This is a genomic window from Actinomycetospora sp. NBRC 106375, from assembly GCF_030269665.1.
In the GTDB taxonomy this organism is placed as follows: domain Bacteria; phylum Actinomycetota; class Actinomycetes; order Mycobacteriales; family Pseudonocardiaceae; genus Actinomycetospora.
The window spans coordinates 14,324-38,388 of the sequence record NZ_BSTS01000011.1; the positions used below are offsets into that span (position 1 = coordinate 14,324).

At 76.7% G+C, this 24,065-nt stretch carries 19 protein-coding genes; 15 read left to right on the plus strand and 4 right to left on the minus strand.

Annotation, left to right across the window (positions count from 1 at the left end):
- Positions 1-270 precede the first annotated feature (270 nt).
- From QSK03_RS18865 to QSK03_RS18890, 6 genes are all read left to right on the plus strand, one after another.
- Positions 271-789, plus strand: a complete 519-nt coding sequence (locus tag QSK03_RS18865) for an MSMEG_0572/Sll0783 family nitrogen starvation response protein (protein ID WP_285655105.1) — start codon at positions 271-273, stop codon at positions 787-789.
- A 73-nt stretch (positions 790-862) separates the two neighbouring features.
- Positions 863-1,999 (plus strand): MSMEG_0568 family radical SAM protein, encoded by a 1,137-nt coding sequence (locus QSK03_RS18870; RefSeq protein WP_285655107.1) that lies wholly within the window; start codon positions 863-865, stop codon positions 1,997-1,999.
- 4 nt (positions 2,000-2,003) lie between these two features.
- Positions 2,004-3,527: an MSMEG_0567/sll0787 family protein gene (locus QSK03_RS18875; RefSeq protein WP_285655109.1), complete on the plus strand. Its 1,524-nt coding sequence runs from the start codon at positions 2,004-2,006 to the stop codon at positions 3,525-3,527.
- Positions 3,524-4,405, plus strand: a complete 882-nt coding sequence (locus QSK03_RS18880) for a carbon-nitrogen hydrolase family protein (RefSeq protein ID WP_285655111.1) — start codon at positions 3,524-3,526, stop codon at positions 4,403-4,405. Before QSK03_RS18875 ends, QSK03_RS18880 begins: the two co-directional genes overlap by 4 nt.
- 9 nt (positions 4,406-4,414) lie before the next feature.
- Positions 4,415-5,263, plus strand: coding sequence for a carbon-nitrogen hydrolase family protein (locus QSK03_RS18885; RefSeq protein WP_285655114.1), 849 nt, complete (start codon positions 4,415-4,417; stop codon positions 5,261-5,263).
- A gap of 4 nt (positions 5,264-5,267) precedes the next feature.
- Positions 5,268-6,380 carry an MSMEG_0565 family glycosyltransferase gene (locus tag QSK03_RS18890; RefSeq protein ID WP_285655117.1) on the plus strand — a complete coding sequence of 371 codons (1,113 nt, stop codon included), beginning with the start codon at positions 5,268-5,270 and terminating at the stop codon, positions 6,378-6,380.
- A gap of 201 nt (positions 6,381-6,581) precedes the next feature.
- Here QSK03_RS18890 and QSK03_RS18895 read toward each other — a convergent pair whose 3' ends face one another.
- The gene (locus QSK03_RS18895) at positions 6,582-6,881 is read right to left on the minus strand and encodes an MGMT family protein (RefSeq protein WP_285655119.1); all 300 of its coding nucleotides are present in this window, start codon (positions 6,879-6,881) and stop codon (positions 6,582-6,584) included.
- 187 nt (positions 6,882-7,068) lie between these two features.
- Here QSK03_RS18895 and QSK03_RS18900 point away from each other — a divergent pair, with 187 nt between their 5' ends.
- The 3 genes from QSK03_RS18900 to QSK03_RS18910 all read left to right on the plus strand — a co-directional run bounded on the left by QSK03_RS18900 (position 7,069) and on the right by QSK03_RS18910 (position 15,001).
- Positions 7,069-10,326: an ATP-dependent helicase gene (locus tag QSK03_RS18900; RefSeq protein ID WP_285655121.1), complete on the plus strand. Its 3,258-nt coding sequence runs from the start codon at positions 7,069-7,071 to the stop codon at positions 10,324-10,326.
- Positions 10,323-13,910 carry an ATP-dependent helicase gene (locus QSK03_RS18905; RefSeq protein WP_285655123.1) on the plus strand — a complete coding sequence of 1,196 codons (3,588 nt, stop codon included), beginning with the start codon at positions 10,323-10,325 and terminating at the stop codon, positions 13,908-13,910. Before QSK03_RS18900 ends, QSK03_RS18905 begins: the two co-directional genes overlap by 4 nt.
- 80 nt (positions 13,911-13,990) lie before the next feature.
- Positions 13,991-15,001 (plus strand): pirin family protein, encoded by a 1,011-nt coding sequence (locus QSK03_RS18910; RefSeq protein ID WP_285655124.1) that lies wholly within the window; start codon positions 13,991-13,993, stop codon positions 14,999-15,001.
- Between the two features lie 34 nt (positions 15,002-15,035).
- Here the strand turns inward: QSK03_RS18910 and QSK03_RS18915 are convergent, their stop codons facing one another.
- Positions 15,036-15,431, minus strand: a complete 396-nt coding sequence (locus tag QSK03_RS18915) for a DoxX family protein (protein ID WP_285655127.1) — start codon at positions 15,429-15,431, stop codon at positions 15,036-15,038.
- 57 nt (positions 15,432-15,488) lie between these two features.
- A complete protein-coding gene (locus tag QSK03_RS18920) occupies positions 15,489-17,225 on the minus strand; it encodes a gamma-glutamyltransferase family protein (protein ID WP_285655801.1) in 1,737 nt (578 codons plus the stop codon).
- A 197-nt stretch (positions 17,226-17,422) separates the two neighbouring features.
- Here QSK03_RS18920 and QSK03_RS18925 point away from each other — a divergent pair, with 197 nt between their 5' ends.
- The 6 genes from QSK03_RS18925 (at position 17,423) to nudC (ending at position 23,810) form a co-directional block, all read left to right on the plus strand.
- Entirely contained in the window at positions 17,423-17,845 is a 423-nt protein-coding gene (locus tag QSK03_RS18925; protein ID WP_285655129.1) for a DoxX family protein, read from the plus strand.
- A 103-nt stretch (positions 17,846-17,948) separates the two neighbouring features.
- Positions 17,949-18,926 (plus strand): SDR family NAD(P)-dependent oxidoreductase, encoded by a 978-nt coding sequence (locus QSK03_RS18930; protein WP_285655131.1) that lies wholly within the window; start codon positions 17,949-17,951, stop codon positions 18,924-18,926.
- 322 nt (positions 18,927-19,248) lie between these two features.
- Positions 19,249-20,025 carry a hypothetical protein gene (locus QSK03_RS18935; protein WP_285655133.1) on the plus strand — a complete coding sequence of 259 codons (777 nt, stop codon included), beginning with the start codon at positions 19,249-19,251 and terminating at the stop codon, positions 20,023-20,025.
- A 10-nt stretch (positions 20,026-20,035) separates the two neighbouring features.
- Positions 20,036-21,355: a M16 family metallopeptidase gene (locus QSK03_RS18940; protein WP_285655135.1), complete on the plus strand. Its 1,320-nt coding sequence runs from the start codon at positions 20,036-20,038 to the stop codon at positions 21,353-21,355.
- A complete protein-coding gene (locus QSK03_RS18945) occupies positions 21,352-22,734 on the plus strand; it encodes a M16 family metallopeptidase (protein WP_285655138.1) in 1,383 nt (460 codons plus the stop codon). The genes QSK03_RS18940 and QSK03_RS18945 overlap by 4 nt, the downstream gene beginning before the upstream one ends.
- Positions 22,731-23,810 carry an NAD(+) diphosphatase gene (nudC, locus tag QSK03_RS18950; protein WP_285655140.1) on the plus strand — a complete coding sequence of 360 codons (1,080 nt, stop codon included), beginning with the start codon at positions 22,731-22,733 and terminating at the stop codon, positions 23,808-23,810. The genes QSK03_RS18945 and nudC overlap by 4 nt, the downstream gene beginning before the upstream one ends.
- A 4-nt stretch (positions 23,811-23,814) precedes the next feature.
- Here nudC and QSK03_RS18955 read toward each other — a convergent pair whose 3' ends face one another.
- Positions 23,815-24,060 carry a mycoredoxin gene (locus QSK03_RS18955; RefSeq protein ID WP_285655145.1) on the minus strand — a complete coding sequence of 82 codons (246 nt, stop codon included), beginning with the start codon at positions 24,058-24,060 and terminating at the stop codon, positions 23,815-23,817.
- Between the last annotated feature and the right edge of the window lie 5 nt (positions 24,061-24,065).

Below are 24,065 nucleotides of genomic sequence, written 5' to 3' on the forward strand. Positions count from 1 at the left end.
TCTGGCGTCACGCGCCAGGAAAGCCGCATTGCTCGAACCTCCCGAGTCACGGCGCTGAAACACATCGCGGAGGACGACTCGGCCTCGTAGTCACGAGGAAACACTTCGGAAATCGCCGGTTGGTGTGCTGAGTCGCAGCGAGGAACCGGATCGCACGGTCCCGCATCCGGGGTCGGCGAGGACCCCGCCGTCCCCGAACTCTCCTTCCCCAGGGGCTGCCCGTCGCATCGCGGGCACCGCCGCACACCAGCATCCCGCGAGGAGCACAGCATGACGAGCACCGAGCTCTCCGACGTCGAGAAGAAGAGCCTCGAGGAGATCCCGCACCCCTCGCTGCCCGAGGGCTCGAGCATCTACGGCGGGACGAAGGTCTTCCCCGACCTGCAGGCCGAGGGCGGCGAGACCTACTTCACGCTGGTCCACGGCATCGCGCACGAGTCGTCGGTCAGCTTCGTCGCGGTCCTCCAGGCCACGCGCGCGCTGCGCAAGGGCTTCGAGTCCGCGATGTACTTCTACGGCCCCGGCTCGCTGAACTGCCTGGCCACGCGCGGGTTCCCCACCACCGGCACCTCGGCGTTCCCCGGTGAGCACAACATCAACGACCAGCTCAAGACGTTCATGAGCGAGGGCGGCAAGGTCTACTGCTGCCGCTTCGGCCTGTCGCTGCACGGCGCCCGCGAGGAGGACCTCATCGAGGGCGTCATCCCGACGCACCCGCTCGACGTCCAGGACGCGCTCATCTACTACGCGCGCAAGGGCGCGATCATCAACTCGACCTACCAGCTCTGACGTGACGCGGCCGGCGCGGGGACACCCGCGCCGGCCGTGACCACCCCCGATCCAGAGCACAGGAGGTCAGCCGATGTCCCCGCAGCCCGACCTCGGGTTGTCCGCCCGCTCCGAAGTGGCCGTCCGCGGCGTCGCGCTCGACCTCCCGTCCGACACTCCGGGCACCACGACAGACCTCGGTGCCTCCATCCCCCTGCGCCGCCCCGGTGGCGCCGGCCCGTCCGCCGACGGCCACGTGCTCGTCGACGGCCTCAAGACGGCGATCCCGATCAACCCGGCGAGCCCCTACCGGCTGCGCGACGGCCGGCTCGTGCGCACCGGCCCCGACGGGGGGATCACCGACCTGGGCGTCGAGGTCGACACCGTCGCCCGCCCCGCCTTCTACGACCTCACCACCGCCGACGGCGTCCCCTACGAGAAGCTCGCCCGCCTCCACGGCAACGACGTCCTCGCCACGACCGCCGTCCAGACCTGCGTGCGCTACGGCGAGCAGGATCGCTGCCGCTTCTGCGCCATCGAGCAGTCGCTGCGCAGTGGCGCCACCACCGCCGTGAAGACCCCCGACCAGCTCGCCGAGGTCGCCGAGGCCGCGGTCCGCCTCGACGGCGTCAAGCAGATGGTGCTGACCACCGGCACGTCCAACGGCCGCGACCGCGGCGCCCGCCACCTCGCCCGCTGCGTGCGCGCGATCAAGGCGGCGGTGCCCGACCTGCCGATCCAGGTGCAGTGCGAGCCGCCCGCCCCCGAGGACCTGGCCGCGCTGCAGGAGCTGAAGGACGCCGGCGCGGACGCCGTCGGCATCCACGTCGAGTCGCTCGACGACGCCGTGCGCGCCCGCTGGATGCCCGGCAAGGCGACCGTCCCGCTGTCCCAGTACCGGCTCGCGTGGGACGAGAGCGTGCGGCTCTTCGGCGCGAACGCCGTGTCGACCTACCTCATCGTCGGCCTGGGCGAGGACCCCGACGAGCTCGTCGCCGGCGCGGCCGACCTCGTCGACCGCGGCGTCTACCCCTTCGTCGTGCCGTACCGCCCGATCCCGGGCACGCTCGCCTTCGCCGACGGCGACCCCGCGCCGGACCCGGAGCTGCTCGCCGAGGTCACCGCCCGCGTCGCGAAGATCCTCCAGGCCGCCGGCATGCGCGGCGCCGACCAGGCCGCGGGCTGCGCGGCGTGCGGCGCCTGCTCCGCCCTGTCCGCGGCGGGGGGCTGAGCCGGTGTCGCTGCTCGACGACCACTCACTCGGCGAGATGGGCGCCGCCGACGAGATCCTCGGCGGCCGCACCCGCCGGCAGGCCCGCGACGTCACCATCGCCGAGGCCCCGGCCATCGACGCGCGCCACCCCGACGTCGTCGCCTACCGGGCGCTGCGGCGCGCGGTGTTCGTCGACGAGCAGGGGCTCTTCCGCGACGACGGTGTCGGCGACCTCGACGAGCACGACCACGACCCGCGCGCGATCGTCCTGGTCGCCCGCGACGCGACCGGCGAGGTCCTGGGCGGCGTCCGCCTCGCGCCCGTCGACGCCGACACCGCCCGGCCCGACCTGGGGTGGTGGACGGGCAGCCGTCTCGTCGTCGCGCCGCTGGCCCGCCGGCGGGCGAGCGTCCGGGTCGGCGCGGCCCTGGTGCGCGCGGCCTGTGCCCGCGCCGAGGCCGCCGGCGCGCTGCGGTTCGAGGCCGACGTCCAGGCCGCGAACGAGACGCTCTTCCGCCGCCTGGGCTGGCAGCGCGTCCGCGACACGACGGTCGCCGGCCGCCCCCACGTGCACGTGCGCTGGCCCGTGGGGCGCTTCGCGGCGCTGATCGCCGCGACCAAGGCCCCGCTGGGCGAGCTCGTCGCGGGCATGGCCGGGACCGGGTTGCACGTCGGCGACGACGGCGCCCCCGTTCCCGGGACCGACATCGTCGCGGCCTGTGACGCGATCCTGCCGGCGATGGTGGAGCGCGACCCGGAGTGGGCCGGCTGGTGCGGGGTGCTGGTCAACGTCAACGACCTCGCCGCCATGGGCGCCGCGCCCACCGCCCTGCTCGACGCCGTCGGTGCCCGCGACGCCTCGTTCGCCCACCGCGTCCTCACCGGCCTGCGCGCCGCGGCCGACGCCTACGGCGTGCCGGTCGTCGGCGGGCACACGCAGCTCGAGGTCCCCGCGTCCCTCGCCGTCACCGCCCTCGGGCGGACACCGGCGCCCGTCCCCGCCGCCGGCGGCCGACCGGGCATGGCCGTGCGGCTGACCGCCGACCTCGGCGGCACGTGGCGCCCCGGCTACACCGGGCGGCAGTGGGACTCGACGTCGACGCGCACGCCCGCCGAGCTGCGGGCGATGGTCGCCGCGATCGGACCGGACGAGCCGCATCGGCCGGCCGCGGCCAAGGACGTGTCGATGGCCGGGGTCGTCGGCACCCTCGGCATGCTCGCCGAGGCCTCGGGCACGGGCGCGGTGCTCGACGTCGCCGCCGTGCCGCGCCCGGCCGGCGCGACCGTCGCCGACTGGCTGACCTGTTTCCCCGGCTTCGCGCTGCTCACCGCCGACGCGCCGGACGCCCCGGCCCCGGCGGCCGGCCCCGCGACGAGCGCGGTGTGCGGGGAGCTGACCGCGAGCACCGGCGTCGCGCTGCGCTGGCCCGACGGCGAGATCACCGAGGCCGTCGCCAGTGGTGTCACGGGCCTGGGCGCGGCGCCGCGCCGCGGAGCCGGCGCGGGCGACGTGAGGGCGGCAACGACTGGAGGGATCCACCCATGACCGTCAGGACGTTCGCGGCCGCGGCCGCGGGCTTCGGCCGCGACCTCGACGAGGACTTCGCCACGATCGAGGCCCTGCTCGGGCGGGCCCGGGCGGCGGGGGCGGACCTGCTCGCGCTGCCCGAGGCCGCGCTCGGGGGCTACCTGTCGTCGCTGCACGACGATGCGGCCACGATGGATTCGGCTGACGTCCCGCCGCAGCTCGAGATCGACGGCCCCGAGGTGCGCCGGCTCGTCGCGCTCGCCGGCGACACGGTCGTCACGGCCGGCTTCTGCGAGCGGGGCGACACGGCGTCGGGGGGCCTGCCCTACAACAGCTGCGTGGCCGTGACCGGCGACGGCGTGCTCGGCCACCACCGCAAGGTCCACCAGCCGCTGAACGAGAACAACTCCTACGCGGCGGGCGACCGCTTCGCCGCGTTCGACACGCCGATCGGCCGGCTCGGCATGATGATCTGCTACGATAAGGCGTTCCCCGAGGCCGCGCGCGCCCTGGCGGTCGACGGGGCGCGGATCGTGGTGTGCATGTCGGCCTGGCCTGCGTCGCGCACCAACCAGGCGCCGGTCCTCGCCGACGACCGCTGGACCCGGCGCTTCGACCTGTTCGACCGGGCCCGCGCGCTGGAGAACCAGATTGTCTGGGTGTCGGCGAACCAGGCCGGGACGTTCGGCGACATGCGTCTCGTCGCCAGCGCCAAGATCGTCGACCCGGGCGGGGAGGTCCTCGACACCACCGGCACGGACGCTGGACTCGCCGTCGCCTCCGTCGACGTCGACGACGCCGTCGAGGCGGCCCGGCGGTTCATGGGGCACCTGCGCGACCGGCGCCCGGCGTCCTACGACCTCGCCCCCGTGCCCGTCGCGGCGCGGGCCGGCTAGGGTCCGCCGGTGGTCCGCCTCGCCGCCGCCGCGGCCCACTTCACGCGCGACATCGGGTTCGACCTCGACCGCATCAAGATGATCATCGCGCACGCCCGGGACGCCGGGGTCGAGATGCTCGCGCTGCCCGACGGCGCGCTCGGGGGCTACCTCACCGACCTGCGCCACCCCGACATCGAGTGCCTGCCCCCGCTGCTGGAGCCCAACGGCGACGAGGTCCGGTCGGTGATCGACATCGCCGGCGACATGGTCGTCTGCCTCGGGTACTGCGAGCTGGGGCCCGAGGACGACACCGACGAGGGCGCCGGGCCCGCGCGCTACGACGCCGCCGTGTGCCTGTCCGGCGACGGGATCCTCGGCCGGCACCGCAAGGTGCACCTGCCGGCCGGGATCGCCCCGCTGTTCCGGGCCGGTGACGGGTTCGCGGCGTTCGACACGCCGGTGGGCCGGATGGGGCTGCTCATCGACCACGACAAGACCTTCCCGGAGGCGTCGCGGGCGCTCGCGGTGGACGGCGCGGAGATCATCGCGTGCCTGTCGGCCTGGCCCACGTCCCTGACGAACCGGGCGCCGCGGATGGCGCAGGACCGCCAGGCGCGGCTGTTCGACCTCTACGACCAGGCGCGGGCGGCCGAGAACCAGGTGGTGTGGCTGTCGTCGAACCAGAGCGGACGCAACGGCGCGCTGCACTTCCTCGGCCGCGCGAAGGTGGTCGGACCGGGCGGGGAGATCCTGGCGCGGACCTGGTCGAAAGGTGGCCTGGCCGTCGCCGAGGTCGACCTGCCCGGCGCCGTCGGCGCGGCGCGCGCCGTCCTGCACCACCTGACCGAGCGGCGACCCGAGACCTACGGGCCGTGACCCCGTGAAGATCGCCCTGCTGACCTACTCGACCAAGCCGCGCGGCGGCGTCGTCCACACCCTCGCGCTGGCCGAGGCCTTCGCCAGGGCGCGCCACGACGTCACCGTGTGGGCGCTGGCCCGCGGCGGGGACACGGGGTTCTTCCGGCCGGTGCGCGACGCGGTGACCGTGCGGCTCGTGCCGGTGCCCGAGATCGAGGGGGAGTCGGTCGGGGACCGGATCCTGCGCTCGATCGCGCTGCTGGCCGAGGCCCTCGGTGCGTTCGAGGGCTCGTTCGACGTGGTGCACGCGCAGGACTGCCTGACGGCGAACGCGGTCGGGCGGGCGCGCGGCTACGACGGTCTCTGGCGCACCGTGCACCACCTCGACCGGTTCACCACACCCGAGCTCGCGGCCTGTCACGAGCGCGCGATCGTCGAGCCGGCGGCGCTGGTGTGCGTGTCGGAGGCCGTGGCCGGCGAGGTGCGGTCCGGGTGGGACCGGTCGCCGGCGGTGATCGGCAACGGGGTCGACGCGGCGCGGTTCGCGGCGGCGGCGTCCTCGGGAGCGGGGGAGCCGTGGCGCGCGGAGTACGGGCGCTACGTGCTCGCGGTCGGCGGGATCGAGCCGCGCAAGGGGACCCTCGAGCTCGTCGAGGCGATGGCGCTCCTCCCGGACGTCCCATTGCTGATCGCGGGCGGGGACACGCTGTTCGACTACCGCCCGTACCGCGCCGAGGTCTTCGCCCGTTCCGACGAGCTGGGCGTCGCGCCGGTGGTGCTCGGGCCGGTCGACGACGGGGAGCTGCCCGGTCTGGTGGCGGGCGCCTCGGTCTTCGCGTTCCCGTCGACGAAGGAGGGGTTCGGGCTCGCGGCGATGGAGGCCCTCGCGGCCGGGGTCCCGCTGGTGACCCGCGACCTGCCCGTGCTGCGCGAGGTGTTCGCCGGCGCGGCGCGCTTCGCCGACGGGCCCGAGGGGTTCGCGCGGGAGATCGGCCGCGTGCTCGAGGGAGCCGATCCGGACCTCGACCCCGCCCACGCGACCGTCGGCCGCGCCCTCGCCGCCGCGCACACCTGGGACGCGGCGGCCGCCGCGCACCTCGACCTCTACCGGCGAGGCCTCGCGTCAGGCGGCTGAGACCCGGGGTGGTGTCGGCGTCGGGGCAGCGTGTGTACGAGCAATGCGGCTTTCCTGGCGCCTGACGCCAGGATCGCCACATCCTCGCGAGCGCGACACGCCGAGAACCGCTGAGGCGCGGTCGGTGTCAGCGTGGCGTCCACCGGCGGCACGCAGCGAAGCGGAGCTGCCGCGACGGAGGCCGAGTACTGACGTTCAGCATCAGGAAATCCACCCGCTCGCCACGCGGTGGTTCGCGAGCACGACACGCCCGTCGCGGATCTCGACGCCCTCGGCGCGCAGGCGGGCGTGCTGCTCGTCGAGGATCTGGGGGGCGCTGGAGCCGTCCGCGCGCAGCACGCGGTGCCACGGCAGGTCGGCCCCGTCCTCGCTCATCACCCGCCCGACGAGGCGTGCCGAGGCCTCGCCGACCTCCCGGGCCACATCGCCGTAGGTCGCGACGGAGCCTTCGGGGATCGCGGCCACCGCCGCCCGGATCCGCTCGTGCCGCGCCTCGTCCACACCGACGAGTCCAACACGGGAGTTCCGGGCCCGGAGCGCCGGTCCCGGCGTGTCGCGCGCGCGAGGATGTGGCGATCCTGGCGTCTGACGCCAGGAAAGCCGCATTGCTCGCACACCCCGTGTGCGTGGGCGTCAGTCGCGACCCAGGTCCACGGCGGTGTCGGGGGGACGTGGTGAAGTGGTCGCCGTGAGTTCCCCGACGCGTGCCGACCGGGCGCCGGAGCTGCGGCGCGCCGCGGCGTGGGTGCCGGGCGAGCTGGTGCTCGACGAGGCCGCACGCCGGGTCGTCGAGCACGACGCCGGGTTCCTCCGGGTGCTGGGTGGTCCGGGCACGGGCAAGACGACGCTGCTCGCCGAGCGGGTGGCGCGCCTGCTGCACGCCGAGCCGGACGCCCGCCCGCTCGTGCTCGTCGGCGACCGCCGGGCCGCGGCGGGCCTGCGGGAACGGATCGGGGCGCGCCGCCGCGCGCTCGCCGGCGGCACGGAGAGCGCCCGGGCGGCCGCCGAACCCCTGGTGCGCAGCGTGCACTCCTACGCCTTCGCCGTGCTCCGCCGCCACGCCGCGCGCCGCGGCGAGGCCCCGCCGCGGCTGCTGCCCGGCGCCCAGCAGGACGCGATGGTCCGCGAGCTGCTCGCGGGCGAGGTCGCCGGGGCCGGGGTGCCCTCGGGCTGGCCGCTGCGCATGCGCCCGGCCCTCGAGGCGCCCGCCTTCGCCGGCGAGGTGCGCGATCTGCTGCTGCGGGCCGCCGAGCGGGGGCTGGGGCCGAAGGAGCTCACCGATCTCGGCAAGCGCTTCGGCGTGCCGGCGTGGCTCGCCGCCGGCCGCTTCTACCGCACGTATGAGGAGGTCACGCTCCTGCGCGCGGCGGCCGGGTCGGCCAACCCCCTCGCGAGCGCGCCGCCGCTCGACGCCGCCGAGCTCGTCGCCGCGGTGCTCGACGCCTTCGTCGCGGACCCCGAGCTGCTCGAGGCCGAGCGCGCGACGGTCCGCCACCTCGTCGTCGACGACGTGCAGGACATGGATCCCCAGCAGGTCGAGCTGGCCCGCGCGCTCGGCGAGGCCGCCGACGACTGGGTGCTCGCCGGCGACCCCGACTCCTCGGTGCTCGGGTTCCGCGGCGCCGACCCGGCGCTGCTGCGCGACGCCGACCCGGGCGGGCTCGCGACCGTCGTCCTGCGCACCGACCACCGCAGCCGCCCGGTCCTGCGCGACGCCGTCGCCCGCGTCGTCGCGGCCCTGCCCGGCGCCGGTCCGGGGCGGACCCGAGCGGCGCCGCAGGACGATCAGGACGATCAGGACGACCCCGGCCGGCTGACCGTCGACGTCTACGCCACGCCGGGACGCCAGGCCGCCGCGGTCGCCGACCGGCTGCGCCGCGCCCACCTCACGGACGGCGTCCCGTGGTCGCGGATGGCGGTGCTCGTGCGCTCGGTGTCCGGCTCGCTCCCGCCGCTGCGCCGGGCGCTGCTCGCGGCCGGGGTCCCGCTGGCCGTGCCCGCGGACGACACCCCGCTCGCGGCCCTGCCCGCGGTCGCCCCGCTGCTGACGGTGCTGCGCTGCGCCGCCGACCCGCCGCGCCTCGACGCCGACACGGCCCTCGCGCTGCTCGCCTCCCCGCTCGGCGGGGCGGACCCCTTGGCGGTGCGCCGGCTGCGCCGCGGGCTGCTCCGGCGCCACGAGGCCGGCGGCGGCGCGGCGGACACGCCGAGCGACGCCCTCATCGTCGACGCCCTGCTCGACCACGTCGAGGAGGCGAAGAACCCCCTGGCGCTGCTGAGCACCTCGGAGGCCGCCCCGCTGGCCCGTGTCGGCGAGCTGCTCGCCGCGGCCGCGCACGCCATCCGCGACGGCGCCTCGGTCCCCGACGTGCTCTGGGCGGTGTGGGACCGCAGCGGTCTGCAACGGCGCTGGGTCGCCGCGAGCGAGCGCGGCGGCGTCACCGGGGCCCAGGCCGACCGCGACCTCGACGCCGTCGTCGCCCTGGTCGAGCGGGCCGCCCGCTACGTCGAGGACCTGCCCGGCGGCACGGTCGCGGGCTTCGTCGCCCAGGCCGACGACCAGCGCATCCGCGCCGACACCCTCGCCCCCCGCGCGCCCGACGGCGAGGCGGTCGCCCTGCTCACCGCCCACGCCTCGCGCGGCCGCGAGTGGGACGTCGTGATCATCCCCGACGTCCAGGAGGGCGCCTGGCCCGACCTGCGGCGGCGCGGCACCCTGCTCGGGGTCGAGCGACTGGTCGACGTGCTGGCCGGCGTGCCGGACGACCCGGCGGTCTCCGGGCAGGCGCCCCTGCTCGCCGAGGAGCGCCGGCTTTTCGCGGTCGCGCTGTCGCGGGCCCGGCGCGCCGCGCACGTCAGCGCCGTCGAGGCGGAGGACGTCACGCCGTCGCGGTTCCTCGACGACGTCGACGGCGGCCCCGTCACCGACGACCCCGCGGAGGCACACCGCCCGCGCAGCCGCCCCGGCCGCGCGCTGGTGCTCGCCGAGCTGGTCGGGGAGCTGCGCCGGGCCGTCACCGACCCCGACACCACGCCCGAGCGTCGGGAACGCGCCGCCGAGGGGCTCGCCCGCCTCGCCGACGCCGGCGTGCCGGGGGCCGACCCCGACGACTGGTACGGCCTTCTCGGCCCGTCCACCGACGCCCCGCTGCGGCCGGCCGGCTCGCCGGTCGCGGTCAGCCCGAGCGCGGTCGAGACGATCCTGACCTGCCCGCTGCGCTGGGCGCTGCAGACCCATGGCGGCGACGACACCGATTCGCTCGCGTCGGTCACCGGGTCGCTGGTCCACGCGCTCGTGCAGCGCGCCGCGGAGGGCGCGGGGGAGCGCGAGCTGCAGGAGGCCCTCGACGTCGCGTGGGCCTCGGTCGACGCGGGCGCGCCGTGGTTCTCGCGCCGGGAGCTCGCCAACACCCGGCGGATGCTGGGGTCGTTCCTCGCCTGGCGCGAGCAGACGCGGGCGCACCTCACCGAGGCGGCGGTGGAGCGCGAGCTCGAGGTCGCCGTGGCCGAGGGGGTGCGCGTGCGGGGCCGCGTCGACCGCCTCGAGATCGACCCGCACGGACGCCCGGTGATCATCGACGTGAAGACGGGCAAGACGCCGATCTCGAAGGCCGACGCGCAGCTTCACCCCCAGCTCGCCGTCTACCAGCTCGCGACGGCGCTCGGCGCGTTCTCCGAGGTCCTCGCCGGGCCGGACCGCACCGACGCGCGCAGCGCCCCCGGCGGGGCGCGCCTGGTCTACCTCTCCCGCGCCGGGGGAGCGGCCAAGGAGCGGGCCCAGGAGCCCCTCGACGACGAGGGCCTGGCGCTGTGGCGCGACGCCGTGGCGACGGCCGCCCGCGCCACCGAGGGCCCGGGGTTCCTCGGCCGCGAGAACGACACCTGCGACCGCTGCCCCGTCCGCACGGCCTGCCCGGTGCACACCTCGGGGAGGCAGGTGCCGTGACCGCGATCGCCGTGCCGGCCACCGAGCTGATCGACCCCGTCGAGCTCGCCGAGCGCCTCGGCCTGCGCCGCCCCACCGACGAGCAGGCCGCGGTCATCGGCGCGCCGTCGGAGCCCGCGCTGGTCACCGCCGGGGCGGGCTCGGGCAAGACCGAGACCATGGCCGCGCGCGTCGTGTGGCTGGTCGCCAACGGTCTCGTGCGGCCCGAACAGGTGCTCGGCCTGACGTTCACGCGCAAGGCCGCCGGTCAGCTCGCCGACCGCGTGCGCCGCCGCCTGCGGGTGCTCGGCGCGTCGACGCTGCTCGACGAGCTCGACCCGAGCGGCGACCGGCGCCTGGCCGCGCGCGCCGGCGAGCCGACGATCTCGACCTACCACGCCTACGCCGGACGGCTGCTCACCGAGCACGGCCTGCGCCTGCCCGTCGACCCCGGTGCGCGGCTGCTCTCGCCGACGGCGTCGTGGCAGCTCGCGCACCGGATCGTCGCCACCTGGGCCGCCGACCTCGACACCGACCGTGTCCCGGCCACCGTCACCGCGCTGGTGCAGTCGCTGGCCGGCGAGCTGGGCGAGCACCTGGCCGACGCCGGCTCGCTGCGCGACCACGCCGAGCGCTTCGCCCGCGCCGTGGAGAGCGCCCCGCCGGGCAAGGGCCAGCGGGCCGCGCTCCCGCAGGCGCTCGCCACCAAGGTCGCCGCGCAGCGGTTCCGCGCGGACCTGCTGCCGCTGGTCGAGGAGCTGGCCGAGCGCAAGCGCGCCGAGCGCTGCCTCGACTTCGCCGACCAGATGGCCGCCGCCGCGCGCCTCGCCGAGACCCACGACGAGGTCGGGGAGGCCGAGCGGCTGGCCTACCGCGCGGTGCTGCTCGACGAGTACCAGGACACCGGCCACGCCCAGCGGATCATGCTGCGCTCGCTCTTCGCCGGGGATGGCGACACCTCGGTCACGGCGGTCGGCGACCCGTTCCAGTCGATCTACGGCTGGCGCGGGGCGAGCGCGGCCAACCTGCCACGGTTCGTCACCGACTTCCCCCGCGTCGACGCCGACGGCGAGACCGCGGGAGACGGAGCGCAGCGGAGCTCGACCCGGGAGTGGGTGGCGGCCGCCCGCCACGGGCTCCTGACGAGCTTCCGCAACCCGCCCGAGGTGCTCGCCCTCGCCAACGGCATCGCCGAGCCCCTGCGCCACGCCGGGGTGCCGGTCGACGAGCTCCGCCCGCGCCCCGGGGCCCCGGCCGGCGACGTGCGGGTGGCCCTGCACACCGACGTCGAGACCGAGCGGGCGTGGATCGCGGACGCGGTCGCCGACCGCTGGCGCGCGGCCGCCGACGCCGAGTCGGAGCCCCCGACCACCGCGGTGCTCGTGCGCCGCCGCGCGGACATGAGCGGGCTGGCCGCCGCGCTGCGGGCCCGCGACCTGCCCGTCGAGGTCGTGGGCCTCGGCGGCCTGCTCGACGAGCCGGAGGTCCGCGACGTCGTCTCGGCGCTGCGGCTCGTGGTCGACCCGCTGGCCGGCGGCGCCGCGGTCCGGCTGCTCACGGGCGCGCGCTGGCGCATCGGGGGCGCCGACCTCGCCGCGCTGTGGCGCCGGGCCCGCGAGCTGGCCGCGCCGGCGAGCGACGAGGGGACCGGCCCCGTCAGCACCGCCGTCCCCGACCCCGTGGCCGCCGCGCTGCCCGGCGAGCACGCCGAACGCGCCGGGCTGGTCGACGCGCTGGACGACCCCGGCCCGGCCGCGCGCTACTCCGCGGCGGGCTTCGACCGGCTCAAGCACCTGGCGCACGAGCTCGCCATGCTGCGCCGGCGGGTCACCGCCCCGCTGGTCGACCTCGTCGCCGACGTCGAGCGGGTGCTGCTGCTCGACGTCGAGACCGCCGCGCGCCCCGGCCCCACCGGCCGCGCGCACCTCGACGCGTTCGCCGAGGTCGTCGCCGACTTCGCGGCCGGCGCCGCCTCGTCGGGAGGTACGGCGACGGTCACCGCGCTGCTCGCCTACCTCGACGCGGCCGAGGACGCCGAGGACGGCCTCACCCCCGGCGAGGTCGACGTCGCCGACCCCGCGACCGGCGGCACCCGCGTGCAGGTGCTCACGGTGCACGCCGCCAAGGGCCTCGAGTGGGAGCTGGTCGCGCTGCCGCACGTCGTCGACAAGGTGTTCCCCGCCTCGAAGCGCTCCGGATCGTGGCTCACCTCGGTCGCCTCGCTGCCGGTGCACCTGCGCGGCGATCGGCCCGACCTCCCCGATCTCGATCTCGACGGCGCGGCCGACCGCAAGGAGGTCCAGGAGCGCCTCGACGCCCACGAGCGCGCCTTCGACGACCGGCGCCTGATCGAGGAACGCCGCCTGTTCTACGTCGCGCTGACCCGCGCCGAGCACGGCCTGCTCGTGTCCGGGCACTGGTGGGGCGACACCGGCGACACGCCACGTGGTCCGTCGGACCTGCTCGGCGAGGTCGGCGAGCTGGCCGCTGCCGGCCGGGGGCGCTGCGGGGTCGTCGACCACTGGGCGGAGCCGCCCGCGGAGGACGAGACCAACCCCATGGCCGCGGCCATCCACCAAGCGGCGTGGCCGGTCGACCCGCTGGGCCACCGCCGGGCCGCGGTCGAGCAGGGCGCGGCGCTGGTCCGGGCGGCGCGGGATCGCCGGTCGAGCGAGCCCGCCGGGCCGGCCGAGCCGGCCGGACCCGGCGGGGCAGCCAGGACTGCCAAGGCCCCCGCCGACACGCCGGAGCTCGATCTCGGCCTCGACGAGCCGCCGGAGCGCGAGACCCCCGACCCCGAGGGCTGGGCGGCCGACATCGAGGTCCTGCTCGCAGAACGCGCCGCGGCGCGCGACCGCCACGCGCGGGTCCTGCTGCCGCCGCAGCTGTCGGTCAGCCAGCTCGTCGACCTCGCCGCCGACCCTGGCGCGCTGGCGCGGCGGCTACGCCGGCCGGTGCCGCGCCCGCCCGATCCGCGGGCGCGGCGGGGCACCGAGTTCCACGCCTGGTTGGAGCGCTGGTTCTCGGCCACCGAGCTGCTGGAGTTCGACGAGCTGCCCGGCGCCGCCGACGAGGACGCGGACGCCGCCGCCGACCCCGCGGGCGCGGCCGACGCCGCCGAGCTGCGCGACCGCTTCACCGCGAGCCGGTGGGCGAACCGCACGCCGGTGGCGGTCGAGGTGCCGTTCGAGACCGAGGTCGCGGGCACGCTCGTGCGGGGCCGCATCGACGCGGTCTTCGCCGACACCGACGGCGGCGCGACCGTCGTCGACTGGAAGACCGGCGCGCTGCCGCGCGACGAGGCGCTGCCGGCGCTCGCCGTCCAGCTCGCGGCCTACCGGCTGGCGTGGTCGTCGCTCTCGGGCGTCCCGGTCGAGCGGGTGCGCGCGGCGCTGCACTACGTGCGCCACGACCACACGGTCGCGCCCGCCGACCTGCTCGACGCCGACGGCCTGCGCGCGCTCGTCGCCGCCGTCCCCGAGGAGCAGCGGGCGCCCGAGGGCGACCCGGAGCCGCCGCCCGCCGGTACCGGGGGCCCCGGCACCGACGACGACCCCGATCGCGACGACGGGCCGCCACCCGACGTGGACATCGACCCCCGCTGACCCCGCCCCCCTGCTGACCCCGCCCCCCCGCTGCCCCGTCGACCCCGACGCGTCCGGTCCGGCGCGGCACACTCGAGGACGTGAGCAACACCGAGACCGCGCCCGCCGAGGTCGCGTGCGCCCCCGGAGGGAGCGCCGCGACCGTCGAGGTCCTGACGCCACGGGCGGTGCCGCTCGGCGGACCCCGGGCGATGACCGTGCGCCGGACGCTGCCGCAGCGGCAGCGCTCGCTGGTGGGGGCGTGGTGCTTCGTCGACCACTACGGCCCCGACGACACCGCCGCCACGGGCGGGATGGACGTCCCGCCGCACCCGCACACGGGTCTGCAGACGGTGAGCTGGCTGTTCACCGGCGAGGTCGAGCACCGCGACAGCCACGGCGTCCACGCCGTCGTGCGGCCCGGCGAGCTCAACCTCATGACCGGCGGGCACGGCATCGCGCACTCGGAGGTCAGCACGCCGGGCACGACCGTCCTGCACGGGGTGCAGCTCTGGGTCGCGCTGCCCGAGCACGCCCGGGACGCCCCGCGCGACTTCGCCCACCACGCGCCCGCCCCCGTCGAGATCGACGAGCACGCGACCGCCCGCGTCTTCCTCGGCACCCTCGCCGGCGTCACCTCCCCGGTGGCGACGGCGACCCCGCTGCTCGGCGCGGAGCTGCTCCTCGCGCCCGGCGCGCGGGTCACGCTCGCCGTCGACCCCGGCTTCGAGCACGGGCTGCTCGTCGACCGCGGCCGCGTCACGCTGCAGGGGCAGGCCCTGGAACCGGCGGAGCTCGGGGCCGTCCCCGCGGGCCCGGCACATCTCGAGATCACGGCCGACGGGCAGGCGGACGAGCCCGTCCGCCTCGTCCTGCTCGGCGGCCCGCCGTTCGGCGAGGAGATCGTCATGTGGTGGAACTTCGTGGGCCGCACCCACGACGAGATCGTCGCCTTCCGCGCCGACTGGGAAGCCGGTAGCGAGCGCTTCGGCGACGTCGCCGGCTACGTCGGCCGCGACGGGCGCACCGGAGACCCGGCGCGGCTCCCGGCGCCCGCCCTGCCCCACGCGACGATCCGCCCGCGCGGCAACCCGCGGGGCAACCCGCGCTGACACGCGGGCGCGCGGCGGTCAGGCGGTCAAGCGGTCACGCCGCCTCGCGCCGCACCCGCAGCGCGTGGGCGATCATCGGCGCCTGCAGCGGCAGGCGCCCGAACGCCACGGTGCGCCACGGCCAGGCGCGGCGCCGCCAGTCCCACGCCATCTGCACGTTCGCGGGGAACACCGCGACGAACAGCGCGGCCGCGCCGAGCGCTCCGAGCCGGCGGGTGCGGGGCACGGCGACGGCGGCCCCGACGGCGACCTCGGCGACACCGCTCGCGTAGGTCCAGAACCGCGCCGACCCCGGCAGCCACGGCGGCACGATCGTGTCGAACGGCTGCGGCACCACCCCGTGCAGCACGCCCGCCGTGAGCAGCAGGCCGGCGAGCGCCGCCGGGGGAGCGGACGAGGCCGACGGAGCCCTCCGCGAGCGCGTGATCATGCTCGGCACCCTGGCAGAGCCGCGACGACCCCGCCGGGTCGCGACGCGCCGTCCGGCTCACCGCCCGACCGCGTACCCCTGCATCCCGCGCGGGTTCGCCGCGGCCCACCGCAGCCCGCGGGCCCGGTCGATGCCGACCGCCGAGAGCCGGCCCAGCGACCACGGCCCGCTGCGGGTGACGCGGTGCCCGCGCCGGGCGAGGCCGTCGATGACGGCGTCGCCGAGCCGGTCCTCCACGACGGCGCCGCCGGGGACCCGCCCCCGCGGCCAGAACGAGCCGGGTGACGACGTCGTGTGCAGCGCGGGCGCGTCGATGGCCTGCTGCGGGTCGTACCCGCCGACGAGCGTGCGCAACAGGTAGAGCAGCTGCCACTGGTCCTGCTGGTCGCCACCGGGGGTGCCGAGGGCGGCGACCGGTCCCTCGTCGTCGAGCACGAGCGTGGGGGACAGGGTGGTCCGGGGACGCCGTCCCGGGGTGAGCGTCGAGGGCAGCCCCTCCTGCAGCCAGGTCATCTGCAGCCGCGTCCCCAGCGCGAACCCGAGCTCGGCGATCGCCGGCGACGACTGCAGCCAGCCGCCCGACGGGGTCGCCGAGACGATGTTGCCGGCGCGGTCGACGACGTCGACGTGGCAGGTGTCGCCCTTCGTCTCGCCGGCGAGCGTGACCGTGGGCTCGCCGATCGTGCCGTCGGCCGTCACCCCGACGTCGCCGGCGAGGGCGAGGTCGGCGAGCACCGGGTCGCGGCCGCCGAGCCGCCCGGGGCGGACCTCGCAGGAGGCCTCCGGCCCGATCAGCGCCCGGCGCGCGGCGACGTAGCCCGGATCGAGGAGGTCGGCGATGGAGAGGGGCCCCGCGGCGTCCCCGAACCACGCCTCCCGGTCGGCCTGGGCGAGCTTGGTGGTCTCGAGGACGAGGTGGGCGCCGTGCTCGGTGGACGGGTCGAGGTCGGCGTCGCCGAAACCGTCGAGCACCGCGAGCGCGGCGAGCAGCGTCGGTCCCTGCCCCCACGCGGGCGTCTTCGCGATCCGGTGGCCCCGGAACGGCCCGACCGCGGCGTCGTCGAACCGCGCCCGGTACCCGGCGGTGTCCGCGGCGGTGAGGACGCCCGTGTGGTGGGTGCCCGACGCGTGGCGGTGCGGGACGCGGCACGACGCGGCGATCGCCTCGGCGACGAAGCCCTCGGCCCACTCGGTGCGCACCGCGTCGACGCGCGTGGCCCGGTCCGTGCCCCGCGCGGCGTCCGCGAGCCGGCCGAGGGCGTCGGCCCAGGCGGGGTTGCGGACGACCTCGCCCGCCCGCGGCGGCCGCCCGCCGGGCAGCCACAGCGCGGCCGAGGTCGGCCAGTGCTCGCGGAAGAGGTCGGCGACGGCGGCGACGGTGCTCGCGAGCCGCGGCACCGCGGGCACGCCGTCGCGGGCGTAGCCGATCGCCGGGGCGAGGACGTCGCCGACCTCCCAGGTGCCGTGGTCGCGCAGCAGCAGCAACCACGCGTCGACCGCGCCGGGGATCGCCGCGGCCAGGGCCCCCGCGCCGGGGACGCGGTCGAGGCCCTCCGCGCGGTAGCGGGCCGCGGACGCGCCCGCCGGCGCCGGACCCTGCCCGTCGAGCACGCGGGGGGTGGGGTCGTCGGCGGTCGCGAACACCGCGGTCATGTCCCCGCCCGGCCCGTTGAGGTGGGGCTCGGTGACGTGCAGGACGAACGCGGCCGCGACCGCGGCGTCGAACGCGGTCCCGCCCCGCTCGAGCACACCCATCGCGGTGGCGGCCGCCGCCCAGTGCGTCGCCGCGGCCATCCCCACGGTGCCCTCGAGCACAGGTCGGGTCGTGAACTCCGGTGGGGCCGTCCATCCCGCGGGTGTCACCACCACGGGAGCGTTGCCGACCGCTCACGGCCCATGCAAGTACGAAAGAACAACGAGAAGGTATTGACGTAGGACTAGAAGTCCGACACGCTTCCCTCATCGCACCCCGCCCCTCCAGGAGGCCCTCGATGACCACGGCGACCGCCACGACCGTCACCCCGGCGAGCACCCCCATCCGCACGCGTCCCGCGACGATCGGCCTCTGGACGCTGCAGGTGCTGCTCGGCGCGATGTTCGTCGTCGGCTCCGGGGCCCCGAAGCTGTTCGGGGAGGCCTACGCGGTGCAGATCTTCGAGGACCTGGGCACCGGGCAGTGGCTGCGCGTGGTGATCGGTCTGCTCGAGATCGCCGGCGGCATCGGCCTGCTCGTCCCGCGCCTCGCCGGCCTCGCCGCGGCGTGCCTGGTCGCGCTCATGGTCGGGGCGACGGGCGCGCAGCTGTTCTTCCTGTCCGAGGGCTTCTGGTACACGCCGGTGATCCTCGGGGTGCTGCTCGGCGTCGTCGCCGTCGCCCGCCGCCACGAGATCCCGCGGGTGCTGGCCCGCCGCTGAGAGAGCTCCCCGCCCGGTCACCGCGCGACGCGGTGGCCGGGCGGTGTCGTGCGTGGCGAACGGGTTTGCGTTCGAGCGCGCTCGAAGTCCTAGCGTCGGATGCGTGACCACCGCAGCACAGCACCCGATCGGCTCCGGCTTCGGAGCGCACACCACCGCCACCGAGGTCCTGGACGGCATCGACCTCGGCGGCCGTCTCGCCGTCGTCACCGGCGGCTACTCGGGTCTCGGGCTCGAGGCGACGCGCGCGCTCGCCGGCGCCGGCGCGCACGTGGTCGTCCCCGCCCGCCGCCCCGACGCCGCGAAGGAGGCCCTCGACGGCCTCGACGGCGTGGAGACGGACGCGCTCGACCTCGGCGACCAGGACAGCGTCGCCGCCTTCGCCGACCGTTTCCTCGCCTCGGACCGCGCGATCGACATGATGATCGACAACGCCGGGATCATGGCGACACCCGAGACCCGGGTCGGCCCGGGCTGGGAGGCGCAGTTCGGCACCAACCACCTCGGTCACTTCGCACTGGTCAACCGGCTCTGGCCGGCGATCGCGCGCGGGCGGGACGCGCGGGTGGTCTCGGTGTCCTCGCGCGGCCACCACCGCTCGCCCGTGCGGTTCGACGACCTCGACTGGCGTGCCGAGCCCTACGACAAGTGGCGCGCCTACGGGCAGTCGAAGACCGCGAACATCCTGTTCGCCCTCCGGCTCGACACGCTCGGGGCGCCGCACGGCGTGCGGGCGTTCTCCCTGCATCCCGGCGGCATCATGACCCCGCTGCAGCGCCACCTCGAGCGCGAGGAGATGGTCGAGCTGGGGTGGATCGACGCCGACGGCAACCCCACCCCGCAGGCAGCGGCGAGCTTCAAGACCCCCGAGCAGGGCGCGGCCACCGAGGTCTGGGCGGCCACCTCGCCGCAGCTCGCCGGGCGCGGGGGGCTCTATCTCGAGGACTGCGAGGTCGCCGAGGTGGTCGACGGGGACGCCTCGGGGCGCGACGGCGTCCGCGACTACGCCGTCGACCCCGAGGCGGCCGCGCGGCTGTGGGCGGTCTCGGCCGAGCGGACCGGGGTGGACGCGTTCCGCTGAGCCCGGCGCGGACCCGGACAGAACCTCATCCGGACGTGTGACGGGTGCGGCGGCGTGCCGGGTGGAGCGCCGCCGCGTCCGGGCTCGTCACCCACGCGCCCGAACGAGACGACGCATCGTCGCCGGGCGGGGCATCACGGCCCGGCGGGGCGCCGGGATCGGCCCATCGAACGCCCCCGCACGGCCGTAGCAGACGCCTGATCGTGAGCGCGAAGGATGCCTCGATCGTGGGACCGTCGCGGGTGTTTGAATCCCGCCCGTGTCACTCACGGGGGCTGCGACGGGAACCACGGCGGACTCGGCTCTGGATCGTTCCCACCTGGTGCGGGGCGGGAGCCGATCGCGGCCCGCGCCGCGCCACGGCCGGGTCTTCGGCGTCCTGCTCGCGGTCGCCGTCGGGGCGGGCCTCGCCCTGTGGCTGATCCTCGCGGCGTTCCCCGTCGGGGCGCGGGGCGAGGGCCGTGACGGCGGCACCGCGCCGGCCACCGTCGAGACCGTCGGGCCGGCCACGGTCGTGGCCACCAGCTCCTGCGTCGGCGAGGACCCCCGCGACACGGTGGCCGTCGACGGCCCCGCGGGCCGGCGGTTGATGCCGCTCGACGCCTGCGGCACCCCGGGCGGCAGCCGGATCACGGTGCGTATGGCCTTCGTCGGCGCCGAGCCCGCCGACACCCCGGCCCGCGTGCTCGGCACCGGGTCGTCGGCCGCGCTCGCCGCCACCGAGCCCGCCGAGTCCCCGCTGACGGGCCGCCTGGAGATCCTGCTCACCGGCGTCGCCGGGCTCGGGATGGCCGGCCTGCTCGTCGCGATCGCCCGCGAGCGCTCCCGCCGCACGGCGTCCGCTCCGCGCCGCCCCGCGGGGCCCGTCACGACCACCACGCGGCGGGGCCCCGAGTCGCGGGGGCGCGCCGGGACGGCCCACCGCCCGACCGCGCGCCCCGGCCGGACCGCCCGGGCCGGACGGCCCGCCGCGCTCGACGCGGGCCGCCGGCTGCCGGGGTCGCGCGAGAACGCGGGCGGGCGCGGTACCGCGCGGTCGCGCGGCCGTGGTCACGGCGCCGGGCCACGTCGCCCGGCCGCCGGTCCGCACCGCGGTTAGGTTGGGCCGTGTGACCTCCAGCGTGACCGCCCCTGGCAGCACCGACAGCACCGCCCAGGGGCTGCACCGCCGCGTGCTCGACAACGGGCTGCGCGTCCTCCTCGTGCCCGACACCGCCGCCCCCGTCGTGGGCGTCGCCGTCCACGTCGACGTCGGCTTCCGCTCCGAGCCGGAGGGCCGCACCGGGTTCGCGCACCTCTTCGAGCACCTGATGTTCCAGGGCTCGGAGAGCCTGGAGAAGCTCGCCCACTTCCGGCACGTGCAGTCGTCCGGCGGCGTGTTCAACGGGTCGACCCACCAGGACTACACGAACTACTTCGAGGTCCTGCCCTCCGCGGCGCTCGAGCGCGCGCTGTTCCTCGAGGCCGACCGCCTGCGCGCGCCGCGGCTGACGGCCGAGAACCTGCGCAACCAGGTGGACGTCGTCAAGGAGGAGATCCGGCTCAACGTCCTCAACCGGCCGTACGGCGGCTTCCCGTGGATCCTGCTGCCGCCGGTGCTCTACGACACCTACCCCAACGCCCACAACGGCTACGGGGACTTCACCGACCTCGAGCAAGCCGACCTCGACGACGCCGCGGGGTTCTTCGACGCCTACTACGCGCCGGGCAACGCCGTGCTCACCGTCGTCGGCGACCTCGACCCGGACGACGCGGCCGCGCTGGTGGAGAAGCACTTCGGTGACATCCCCGCCCGGGCCGTGCCAGAACGGCCGAGCTTCGGCGAGCCACCACCCGACCGGGAACGTCGGGACACCGTCACGGACGCGAACGCCCCGATGCCCGCGCTCGCGGTCGGGTACCGGCTGCCGGACCCCGCGACCGACCTGCCGGGCTACCTCGCCCACGCCGTGCTGGCGAGCCTGCTCACCGACGGCGAGGCCGCGCGCCTGACCCAGCGCCTGGTCTACGGCGACGAGCTGGTCACCGACGTCTCGGCGTCCTGCGGGCTGATGGGCGCGCCCCTGGACGCCCGCGACCCGGACACGTTCACGCTCACCGCGGTGCACCCAGCGTCGGTCGAGCCCGACCGCATCCTCGGCGCCGTGGACGAGGAGCTCGCGACCCTCGCGGCGCAGGGCCCCGACCCCGAGGAGCTGCGCCGGGTCACCGCGCGCTGGGCGTCCTCGCTGCACCGCGAGCACGACCGGCTGATGAGCCGCATGCTCGCCCTCGGCTCCGCGGAGCTGGTGCAGGGCCGGGCCGAGCTCGCCGACGAGCTGCCCGGCATGCTCGCCGCCGTCGAGCCCGCCGCCGTCGCCGCCGCGGCCGGATCCCTGCGTCCCGACTCGCGCGCCGTCCTCACCGTCACCCCCGGAGGAGCCGCGTGAGCGCGCCCACCCGCCGCAGCGCCGAGGAGATCGGCAGCACCCCCACCGGCCCGCGCCCGCTGCCGGATCTCGGTCCCCAGCGCGCCGTGCCCGCCCCCGACGAGGTCGACACCGTCCTCGGCTCGGGGCTGCGCGTCATCGCGGTGCGCCGCGCCGAGGTGCCGATGGTCGAGCTGCGCCTGCGCGTGCCGTTCGCCGATCCCGCCGGCACCGGCACCTCCGACCACGCCGCGGTCGCCGAGGTCCTCTCCACCACGATCCTCTCGGGCACCCGCACGCGGTCCCGGGTCGGGATCGACGACGACCTCGCCGGGGTCGGCGGCGAGATCGGGTTCTCGGTCGACCCGGAGCGCCTCGCGGTGTCCGGGCACGCGCTGGCCGAGGGCCTCGACACGCTGCTCGACGTGCTCGCCGACCTCGTGCTGGCCGCGACCCACCCCGACGACGAGCTCGCCCGCGAGCGCGACCGTCTCGTCGAGCGGATCGAGCTCGCCTCCGCGCAGCCGTCGGTCATCGCCCGGCGGGCGCTGCAAGAGCGCCGCTACGGCGACCACCCGGTGACCCGCGAGATGCCGCGGGCCGAGGAGGTCACCGCGGTGACCGCCGACGCGGTCCGCGCGCTGCAGGACGCGGCGCTACGTCCGGGCGGCTCGGTGCTCGTGGTCGTCGGCGACGTCGACCCGGGCGACGCGGTCGCGCGGGTCGAGAAGGCGCTGGCCGGCTGGACCGGCGGGCGGGCCGAGTCCCTGCCGGCGCTGCCGGCGCTGACGGCCCGCGACCTGCTGCTCGTCGACCGCCCGGGTGCGGTCCAGTCGCAGCTGCGGCTCTCCGCGCCGGCGGTGGGGCGGACCGACCCGCGCTATCCCGCGCTGCAGCTGGCGAACCTGTCGCTCGGCGGCTACTTCTCCTCGCGGCTGGTGGAGAACCTGCGCGAGGACAAGGGCTACACCTACCACGCGTCCTCGAGCCTCGAGCTCGACGCGCACGGCGCCGCGCTGCTGGTCGAGACCGACGTCGCCTCGGAGGTGACCGCGCCGGCGCTGCTGGAGACCCGCTACGAGCTGGGGCGGCTCGCGGTCGTGCCGCCGACGGCCGCCGAGGTGGAGTCGGCGCGGCGCTACCTCGTCGGCTCCCTGCTGATCTCGATGACCACGCAGGCGGGCTACGCCTCGACGGTCGCCTCGCTCGCCGCGCACGGCCTGTCGTCGGCGTGGATCCGCGAGCACCCGGCGCGCGTCGAGGCCGTCACCGTCGACGAGGTCGCCGCGGCGGCGGCCGAGTTCTTCGCGCCGACCCGGTTCACCGGGGTCGTCGTCGCGGACGCCGCCGCGAGCGCCGACGGGCTGCGGGCCCTCGGCGGCGTGGAGATCCCGTCGTGAGCTCGGGGACAGCGGGTCCGGACCTGCGCGCCGCGTTCCACCTCGACGCCGATCCGTCGCTCTCGCGCTCGACGGTCGACCGCCGCGAGCAGCTGCGCGTCGACCCGGACCACGCCCGGGCGCTGTGGCCGGACGCCCGGGTGGTGCTCGTCGACCCGCACGGCCGGACGCCGGTCGCCCGCGGCGCCGACGGCACGCTGACGCTGGCGTTCGCCCCGACGTCGGTGCTGGGGACCGACATCCCCGACGGCGCGGTCCTGCTCGGCGAGGAGAGCGGCACCGCGTTCTGGGCGGTGCGCGTGCCCGACCCGTCCTCGGCGGACGGCAACGACGCCGGCTCCGGGTTCATGACCGCGGAGCAGTGGGAGCGTGCCGGGGGCGGCCCGGACCACGAGAACTGGACCGACCTGCGCAGCTCGGGCGCCGACCTCGACGCCCGCGGCGCGGGCCTGCTGACCACCGCGGTCGCGCTGCTGAACTGGCACGACCGTGCCCGGTTCTGCGCCCGTGACGGCTCGGAGATGCGCGCGATCAAGGCGGGCTGGGCGCAGCTGTGCCGCGCGCACGAGCACGAGGAGTACCCGCGCACCGACCCGTCGATGATCTGCCTGGTGCACGACGGTGCCGATCAGGTGCTGCTCGCACGCCAGCCCATCTGGCCGGCCGGGCGCTACTCGGTGCTCGCCGGGTTCGTCGAGGCCGGCGAGTCGCTGGAGGCGTGCGTCGCGCGGGAGTGCGCCGAGGAGGTCGGCGTCGACGTCCACACGGTCTCGTACCTCGGCTCGCAGCCGTGGCCGTTCCCGCGCTCGCTGATGATCGGGTTCACCGCGGTCGCCGACCCGGCGCAGCCGCTGAAGCTCCAGGAGGGCGAGATCGAGGGCGCCCGGTGGGTCACCCGCGCCCAGCTGCAGGAGGCGCTGGACGCGGGCGCGTGGTCGCACCGGGACGGGGCACCCAGGGGTGCCGCCGGCGTCGGCGGCACGAACTTCGAAGCGGGCGCCGGCCGCGACCTCATCCTGCCCGGCGGGGTCTCGATCGCCCGGGCGATGCTCGAGGCGTGGGCGGCGGCCGGCTAGGAGATCAGGACGCGGCTTCGACGCGCGCGAGCGTGTCCTTGACCTCGGCGAAGCTCGGGTTCGTGGCGGCGCTGCCGTCGGGGTAGACGACGGTCGGCACGGTGCGGTTGCCGCCGTTGACCTTCATCACGATCTCGGCGGCGTCGGGCTCGCGCTCGATGTCCACCTCGTCGTAGCCGATGCCCTCGCGGTCCAGCTGCATCTTCAGCCGCCGGCAGAAGCCGCACCAGGCGGTCGTGTACATCGTCATCTGTG

Bases quoted from the DNA above. Each gene is read 5' to 3' on its own strand.
- QSK03_RS18865 (WP_285655105.1), top strand. From the start codon at position 271: ATGACGAGCACCGAGCTCTCCGACGTCGAGAAGAAGAGCCTCGAGGAG.
- QSK03_RS18870 (WP_285655107.1), top strand. From the start codon at position 863: ATGTCCCCGCAGCCCGACCTCGGGTTGTCCGCCCGCTCCGAAGTGGCC.
- QSK03_RS18880 (WP_285655111.1), top strand. From the start codon at position 3,524: ATGACCGTCAGGACGTTCGCGGCCGCGGCCGCGGGCTTCGGCCGCGAC.
- QSK03_RS18915 (WP_285655127.1), bottom strand. From the start codon at position 15,431: ATGATCACGCGCTCGCGGAGGGCTCCGTCGGCCTCGTCCGCTCCCCCG.
- QSK03_RS18920 (WP_285655801.1), bottom strand. From the start codon at position 17,225: ATGGCCGCGGCGACGCACTGGGCGGCGGCCGCCACCGCGATGGGTGTG.
- QSK03_RS18925 (WP_285655129.1), top strand. From the start codon at position 17,423: ATGACCACGGCGACCGCCACGACCGTCACCCCGGCGAGCACCCCCATC.
- QSK03_RS18955 (WP_285655145.1), bottom strand. From the start codon at position 24,060: ATGACGATGTACACGACCGCCTGGTGCGGCTTCTGCCGGCGGCTGAAG.